The 4,903-nt window shown below is 70.3% G+C and carries 4 protein-coding genes; 1 reads left to right on the top strand and 3 read right to left on the bottom strand.

What is annotated here, in order from left to right:
* The 3 genes from AC08ON_RS15155 to AC08ON_RS15165 form a co-directional block, all read right to left on the bottom strand.
* A partial coding sequence (locus tag AC08ON_RS15155) for a hypothetical protein (protein WP_476617198.1) occupies positions 1-406 on the bottom strand: 406 nt, incomplete at its 3' end.
* 341 nt (positions 407-747) lie between these two features.
* Positions 748-2,085 (bottom strand): ATP-dependent 6-phosphofructokinase, encoded by a 1,338-nt coding sequence (locus AC08ON_RS15160; RefSeq protein WP_476608121.1) that lies wholly within the window; start codon positions 2,083-2,085, stop codon positions 748-750.
* A gap of 527 nt (positions 2,086-2,612) precedes the next feature.
* A complete protein-coding gene (locus AC08ON_RS15165) occupies positions 2,613-3,131 on the bottom strand; it encodes a hypothetical protein (RefSeq protein ID WP_476608120.1) in 519 nt (172 codons plus the stop codon).
* A 387-nt stretch (positions 3,132-3,518) separates the two neighbouring features.
* On the opposite strand from AC08ON_RS15165, the gene AC08ON_RS15170 reads away from it, so the two are divergent.
* Positions 3,519-4,903 (top strand): AAA domain-containing protein (locus AC08ON_RS15170; protein WP_476617199.1); only part of this gene is annotated, 1,385 nt, incomplete at its 3' end.

Genomic DNA, 4,903 nt, shown 5'->3' on the forward strand with positions numbered 1-4,903 from the left:
ACACTCGCCGCTTGATCTCACCTGGGGAGAACTGCACCCAAAGGCTTTTACCGGATCCCGTGCCGGTGGTGAGCACATAGCTGCTGCCGTCCCGGGCCGCCTCGATGGCTTCCCGTTGGTGCCGATACAGCGTCAGCGACCGCCTGCCGGGATCGCCGGAATCCCTCTTGACCCGGAAGAATCTGCCGCAGTCGGGGTGCAGCAGACCCGTGCCGACCAGTTCGTCGACCGTGCCGCCGGAGGCGAACGCAGGGTTGAGCGAGATCCACGGGTCAGGCCAGCGGACCTTCGCCGCCCGCTCCTGCTCGAGATAATCTTTGATCTTCTCGTCGCGAACCTCGACGAGGGAGTCGGTGAAGGCCGCATAGTCCTCGATCAGGCTCCGATGAGTCTCGAAGACCTCCACGTACTCCCTGCCCTCCTACCCACCAGGTCCGAACAGTGTCCGGCCAGCACATCCAGGTCAGGCGCGGCGGGCCGGGTGCGTCTGACGTCGTACCCTACGGTGATCGGCGCCCGTCGTCCGGCATGACGGACCGGCTTCTGCTTCTGGTGGATCCGCCGCCCGACCCGGCTTGACCTGATCGCGGCACACCGTGGGCTGTTCCGGTGGGTGTCTGTCCAGAGGCCCCGAGCCCGATTCGTCCTTGTGGACACGCACGGCCACACCGGGAACCTTGCCTATCCAGAGGCTTCGACGTCCCTTTTATCCCTCTGGAAAGGCAAGAGAGGGAGTTGGCTACTCGGCTATTCGAAGCGGGGGGGCTGGCCGGTCGCTTCGAGGACGGACATCCACAGATCACCGGCCGGGTCGACCTGGTTGCGCTGGCTGATCGCGAGCGGGATCGGGATGTGGATGAACCGCCGCCGCCAGCGGCCGACGACCATCTCCGTGCGGCCGGACATCGCGGCGTGCACGGCCGCGTGGGCGAGCCGGATCGTGTAGACGCTGTCGTACGGGTTCGCCGGCACGCTGCGGATCACGTAGCTGGGATCGATGTACTTCAGGTTGAGCTCGATGCCCTCGGCGTCGAAGTACTCCTTGATCCGACGGGAGAGCTCCGGGCCGATGTCGTGCAGCTTGCGGTTCCCGGACGCGTCGGTGCTCTCCGGCTGGCCGACGACAAGCTCCTGGCCGGCACCCTCGGCGACGACGACGACGGCGTGGCCGCGCTCGGCCACCCGGCGACGCACGTAGTTCAGCAGACCGCCGTCGCCCTCCAGCTTGAACGGCAGCTCCGGGATGAGCACCACGTCCGCGTTACTCTTCGCCAGCGTCGCGTAGCAGGCGATGAATCCCGAGTGGCGGCCCATGAGCCGGACCACGCCGAGCCCGCCGGGCGCGGACGTCGCCTCGGCGTGCGCGACCCGGATGGACTCCGCGGCCTTGCCGAAGGCCGTCTGGAAGCCGAAGCTCTGGTCGATGTAGGGGATGTCATTGTCGATCGTCTTCGGGATGCCGACCACGGCGATCTTCTCCCCGCGCGTCTCGGCCTCCCGGGCGATCTGCCCGGCCCCGCGCAGGGTGCCGTCACCGCCGATGACGAACAGGATGTTGATGTTCATCCGGGAGAGGCAGTCGACGATCTCGGCGGGATCCTGCTGGCCGCGGGAACTGCCGAGGATCGTCCCGCCGTCCTCGTCGATGTTGGCGACGCTTTCCGGGGTGAGATCGACGACGTCGTGGCCGTAGCGGGCGATGAAGCCCTGGTACCCGTTGCGGAATCCGCAGATCCGCCGAACCCGGTAGTGCGAGGTCAGCTCCAGCACCAGACCGCGGATCACGTTGTTCAACCCGGGACAGAGCCCACCGCAGGTGACGATGCCCACCCGGGTCTTCGACGGGTCGAAGTAGATCTTCCGGCGCGGCCCGGCCGGCTCGAATCCGGGCAGGTCATCGAGCGCGACACCCCGCGAGGAGATCATCAGGGCGGTGTCGTCGTAGAGGACCTTGTCCGACTCATCGATGTAATGCTGCGTCGTCGGCCGCTCCCCCAGCAGCGGCAGGAGCGGGGAGTCAATCCGGCAGACCCCCAGGGTCTTGACCGCCAGATCGGCATTATCCACCAGTATTGGTGCACCCACCGTTACCCGGCCCTCACGTCTCGATCGGCGCTACATCAGTCTTGGTGACTTCGCTTCATACTTACCTGGACCAGAGGAGCACGGACGCCCCCGATCATCCTAGGTTTCTCCACTCCGAGAGTACCGACCCAAACCACCCACCACGACCCCGTCGACGGGATAACCCGCAACCTGCGGACGGAAACAATGGCTTCATAGGCGCGAAACCGGCGTAACAACCTGCCAACCCCGTCCCGACCTGTCCCGGGCGGACACCTCCGGGCGATGCGGGCAGGCGATGCGGGCAGACCGTCCGAGCCGGATAACCCAGACCAGACCAGATCCAGACCCAGACCCGGATCCAGACCCAGACCCGGATCCGGAAGCCCCGCGACGTCGGCGGCCGCGAAGTCCGGTAGACGGTCAGCTCATGCAGTGACCACCATCGCGCGGCGGCCGAATTTGGGGGAGCCCGTCACGGTCCAGGGACCGCAAACTGTGCTCAGGTCCCCCAGATTCGCCGGCCGGCAGCCGGCAGGTCACCGCGCTCAGGACAGCCCGGCCCGGTGCGCGCGCCGCCAGAAGGCTCCCCCACCGAGCAACAGCGCCGCCAGGACGGCAAGGACGCTGACCTGCCCACCGGTATAGGAAAGCGAGTTCCCGCGGGGATCCGTCCCGGTCCTGTCCGGGGCGGGGGGCCGAGGCGCACCCGTGCCAGCGGACGCTCTGGAGTCCCCATCACCACGGCCGTGGTCCCCGCCACCGTCCCCGTCCCGGCCGCCGTCCCCGTCCTGGCCGCCGTGGCCGAGCGCGAGGTGACCACCGGCCGGACCGCCACCACTGAGATAGTTACCGCTGAGAGCATTACCACTGAGATCATTACCGCTGGCAACGCCGCCGTCGAAAGCACGGAGCGAGACCTGCTCCGGCGCCTCGTCGATGGAACGCGAGCTTTCCGCCACGGAACGCGACGGGCCGTCCGCGGGGCGCGAAGCCGCGACCGGAACCGCGGCCAGCACAACCAGCATGCTCGTGAGCACGGCGGCACCGCCGGAACGCAATCCCATGGTGGCTCTCCCCCAGCAGCCCGACTTGGCGCAGCCCGACCGGACGACGTCGGACCAGACGACGTCGGACGGTACCGATGGTCACTATGCGTGTCCAGAAGACGACAGGATCGACACGCCGACGGTTCGCCGCCCCACGTGCGTCCCTGGTAGTGGATCAGGCGTCGGCCTCGTCCGGCGTAGGTGCGGCCACGGACGGAAACGCGCCGCGCGTCCCCGGGCGGCGGTCCGAGCGGCGGTCCGGGCGGGACAGGCCGGAAGCCGGCGATTGTGTCGGAGACAGGTCGTAAGGTCGATCAGGCGAAGGCGAAGGCGAAGGCGAAGGCGAAGGCGGCAGGTGGCATCGCGCCGCCGCGCCCTGACCCAGCCCGCCAGCCGAGGAGCCCGATGTCCGCTCGTGATCAGGTCCGTGGCCGGTCGCTTCGGCTCCTGGACTACCTGGCCGCGCTCGCCGCCGAACGACGCGGTGCCCCCCGTCGCCAGCTCGCCGAGTACGTCCCCGCTCCGCTCCTTCCGGCTGACGTCCCGTCCCATCCGGGGGTCCGGCTCGGCCCGACAACGCAGCGGGAGAGTTGGCTGGAGGTCGCCCGGGTACTTCAGCCGGCCGCGCCGAGCTGGCCACCCCCGCTCGACCGCTACCTGGCCGGGACGGTGGTGAGCCCGGACGCCCCACCCACCATCCCCGCCCATCTCCTGGACGCGGAGGCCGTCGAGCAGACCGGGGAGCGCGAGCCTCCCGGTGTCCCGGGCGAGGAGCGGGACGCTCCGTCGGGCGCCGTCGCCCTGCTCGACGCCTGGGTGCGTCAGGTGTGGCGGCCGTGGGCGCCCGAGGCACGCGCCGCCCGCGACGCGCGCGCCCTCTACCAGCGCCTGTTCGACCTGCGCCTGCGGCTGCAGCGCGAGGCCGCGACCGTGGAGCTGGCCTGGGGGCACTCGGTGCTGTGCTGGCGGGTCGGCGACGCGACGATCATCCATCCGCTGCTCGTCACCCGCATGGTGCTGACGGTCGATCCGGACTCCGGGGTCATCCGGCTGCATCCCGACGGTCCGGTGAGCCTGGAGACCGAGCCCCTGCACGGCCTCGGCCTGCCCGGTCTGGACGAGATGTCGGCCCTGCGCGACCGGCTGCGGACGGCGCCGGCCGATCCGTGGGACGCCCCGGCCCAGGCCGGGCTGCACCGCCAGATCCTCGCGCCGCTCGGGCTGGACGCCCGCGCGACCACCGGTCCGGTGCCCCCGCCGGGGCCGAGCCCCGTCCTGGTCGACACCTGGGCGGTGTACGTACGGCCGCGGCCGGCCCTGCAGGCGCAGTTCTACGCGGAGCTGCGGACCGCCCTCGCCGAACGGGACCTGCTCCCCGAGGCCATCGCCGCCGTGGTCGCCGACGACAGGCTCGTCGCCGCCGCGCTCGGCGGGGACGATCGGGCCGACGGCACCCTCCCCGAGGGTGCCCACGCCGATCGAGGCCGTGGCCGGCGCGGTCACGACGGCTCCCCCGCGGGGCTCGGTGAACGCCTGCTGATGCCGCTGCCGACGAACGCCGACCAGGAGCGGATCGCCCGGCAGCTCGCGAGCGCCCGCGGAGTCACCGTGCAAGGGCCGCCCGGCACCGGCAAGAGCCACACCATCGCGAACATGATCTGCCACCTCGTGGCGCATGGGCAGCGGGTGCTCGTCACCGCGCAGGACGAACAGGCCCTCGCGGTGCTGCGCGACAAGATCCCGCGGGAGCTGCGCGACCTGACCGTCGCCGTGCTCGGGTCGAGCCGGGC

It is taken from the genome of Frankia sp. CoWAU3, assembly GCF_977971855.1.